We start from the raw sequence: 2,838 nt of genomic DNA, 5'->3' as shown, positions 1-2,838 counted from the left end.
GAAATGGTCGGGGAAAGAGGATTCGAACCTCCGGCCCCTGCCTCCCGAAGACAGTGCTCTACCAGGCTGAGCTATTCCCCGACCGATCCGCAAGCCGGTGACCCGGCTGCGAGGCAGGGGCGCCCTATACGAAGCAGTTCCGGTACTGGCAAGCGGGAAGGGACAAGTTTTTTCACAGGCTGGTTTTTGCGCCTGCGGGCGCGCGGCGGTAGAAGGCTGGCCATGTTGAAACGCGCCGATTCCGCCCGCCATTATGAATGGCAGTATCTCGATCTCATGCGCGAGATATGGGAGCAGGGCGACGAACGGATTGACCGCACCGGCGTAGGCACACGCTCTGTTTTCGGTGCGCAATTGCGGTTTGACCTGTCAGACGGTCGGATGCCGCTGCTGACGACCAAGCGCGTCTACTGGAAAACAGCCACGCGAGAATTCCTGTGGTTTCTGACCGGTGACACCAACATTCGCGCCTTGTGCGCGCAAGGCGTGGAAATATGGACCGACTGGCCGCTGGACCGCTACCGCAAGGTGACTGGTGAGGATATCGCCCGCTCCGAATTTTCCGCCCGGATCGTGGCAGACGCAGCCTTTGCCGCTGAATGGGGCGATCTTGGCCCGGTCTATGGCAAACAGTGGGTCAACTGGCCGGTCTACGAACCTGTGGGCGAGGGGCTGTTCAGGCAGCGCCGCGCAGGGATCAATCAGGTGGCCGATGTCGTGGAATCGCTGAAGAACAACCCCGGTAGCCGTCGCCACATCGTGGAAGGCTGGAACGTGGCCGAGCTTGACCAGATGGCATTGCCGCCCTGTCACAAGACCTACCAGTTCCACGTCAGCGGCAACAAGCTGAACGGACTGCTCTATCAGCGCAGTTGCGATGTGGCGCTGGGACTTCCATTTAATCTTTGGGGAGCGGCGTTATTTGTTCGCCTGCTGGCGCAACAGTGCGATCTTGAGCCGGGCGAGCTGGTGTGGATGGGCGGCGACACCCATCTTTACCTCAATCACGCGGATTTGGTTGAAGCACAGCTTGGCCGGGAACCGGAAGGCGATCCGCGCCTTGCCATATCGCGCCGACCAGATAGCATTTTCGACTATCGGATCGAGGATTTCGAAGTGACGGGTTACGCGCCGCAGGGCCACATTTCGGCACCCGTAGCGGTCTGAAGCTGCGATTGACTCGATAAGGTGTGTGAAATAAAATAACACACGTATATAACTTTGCATCAGTCTGACTTTGCATTTGCAAAGGCTGATTCGGTGCGGGAGAGTCAAAAATGCAGGCGTTCGCACAATGAGCACAAGCGCGCGTGGCAATCTGCCGTCGCTGTCGCTGCATGTGCCAGAACCTCGGTTCCGGCCCGGCGACAAGGTCGACTATTCACATCTTCAGATTACCGCAGCAGGCGAGCAACCACGCCCCGACGAGAGCTGCGCGGCGTCCGATACGCACCCTCTTTGCCTCGATCTGGTGCGCGTGCTGACTGAGGATGACCGCGCAGTCGGTCCTTGGGATCCCAAGCTGGATGCCGAAACATTGCGGCGGATGTTGCGCACGATGGCACTTACCCGCGCTTTCGATGACCGGATGTATCGCGGCCAGCGGCAGGGCAAGACCAGCTTCTACATGAAGTGTACTGGCGAGGAGGCAACGTCGGTTGCTCCGGCAATGGCGCTGGCGAACGATGACATGGTGTTCCCCAGCTATCGTCAGCAGGGCATCCTGATCGCGCGTGGTTATCCCATCGTCGAGATGATCAACCAGATCTATTCGAACCGCGCCGACAAGTTGAAGGGCCGCCAGTTGCCGATCATGTATTCGGCGCGCGAGGCTTCTTTCTTCACGATCAGCGGCAATCTGGCCACGCAATATCCCCAGGCCGTTGGCTGGGCGATGGCCAGCGCGATCAAGGGCGACAGCCGCATTGCGGCGACGTGGATCGGCGAGGGTTCAACGGCGGAAGGCGATTTCCATTCGGCCATGACCTTTGCCACCGTCTATAACGCCCCTGTCATATTCAACGTCGTCAACAACCAATGGGCGATTTCGAGCTTTTCGGGCTTTGCCGGGGCGGAACGAACGACGTTTGCCGCACGCGCGATAGGCTATGGCATGGCCGGGTTGCGGGTGGACGGAAACGATCCTTTGGCGGTTTATGCCGCCACCGAATGGGCCGCCAACCGCGCCCGGTCGAACGCGGGACCGACGCTTATCGAACACTTCACCTATCGCGCGGAAGGGCACTCCACGTCTGACGATCCGGGCCAGTACCGGTCTGCGCACGAGCGGGAAGAATGGCCTTTGGGCGATCCGATCAACCGCCTGAAAAAGCATCTGATTACGCTTGGCGAATGGTCCGAAGAACAGCACGCCGAGATGGATCGCGAGCTTATGGAGCAAGTGAAGGTCGCAACCAAGGAGGCCGAGAAGAACGGCATTCTCGGGCACGGTTTGCACCATCCGTTCCACACCATGTTCGAAGACGTGTTCGAGGATCTGCCCTGGCATCTGCAGGAGCAGAGCGAGCAGGCAATTCACGAACGTCGCGTCAAATGGCCGGAATGGAAAGAGGCATGACCTACGAAGAAACACCGGTCAGCCTTGCTGAGGCTCCGACCCGCCGCATGAACATGATTGAGGCGATCAACGATGCGCTCGACATCATGATGGAGCGCGATCCCAACGTAGTCGTGATGGGCGAAGATGTCGGCTACTTCGGCGGCGTGTTTCGCGCAACGGCGGGCCTGCAGAAGAAATACGGCAAGACGCGCGTGTTCGATACGCCGATCAGCGAATGCGGCATTATCGGCGTGGCAGTGGGCATGGGTGCCTATGGC

At 59.5% G+C, this 2,838-nt stretch carries 2 protein-coding genes, 1 tRNA gene and 1 pseudogene; 3 read left to right on the top strand and 1 reads right to left on the bottom strand.

The features are described from left to right. Positions 1-4: 4 nt before the first annotated feature. Positions 5-81: transfer RNA gene (locus tag ACOVQ0_RS12445), tRNA-Pro, on the bottom strand. A gap of 141 nt (positions 82-222) precedes the next feature. On the opposite strand from ACOVQ0_RS12445, the gene thyA reads away from it, so the two are divergent. The 3 genes and pseudogenes from thyA to ACOVQ0_RS12430 all read left to right on the top strand — a co-directional run. Further along, positions 223-1,167 carry a thymidylate synthase gene (gene thyA, locus ACOVQ0_RS12440; protein ID WP_421884905.1) on the top strand — a complete coding sequence of 315 codons (945 nt, stop codon included), beginning with the start codon at positions 223-225 and terminating at the stop codon, positions 1,165-1,167. Between the two features lie 127 nt (positions 1,168-1,294). After that, positions 1,295-2,578, top strand: a complete 1,284-nt coding sequence (locus ACOVQ0_RS12435; RefSeq protein ID WP_421884903.1) for a 3-methyl-2-oxobutanoate dehydrogenase (2-methylpropanoyl-transferring) subunit alpha — start codon at positions 1,295-1,297, stop codon at positions 2,576-2,578. Next, positions 2,575-2,838 (top strand): annotated as a pseudogene (locus tag ACOVQ0_RS12430) (alpha-ketoacid dehydrogenase subunit beta); the annotation flags it as partial. The gene ACOVQ0_RS12435 and the pseudogene ACOVQ0_RS12430, both read left to right, overlap by 4 nt.

This window comes from Novosphingobium sp. (genome assembly GCF_049240505.1).
Taxonomy (GTDB): Bacteria; Pseudomonadota; Alphaproteobacteria; order Sphingomonadales; family Sphingomonadaceae; genus Novosphingobium.
This window is presented reverse-complemented; position numbering and strand designations above follow the sequence as displayed.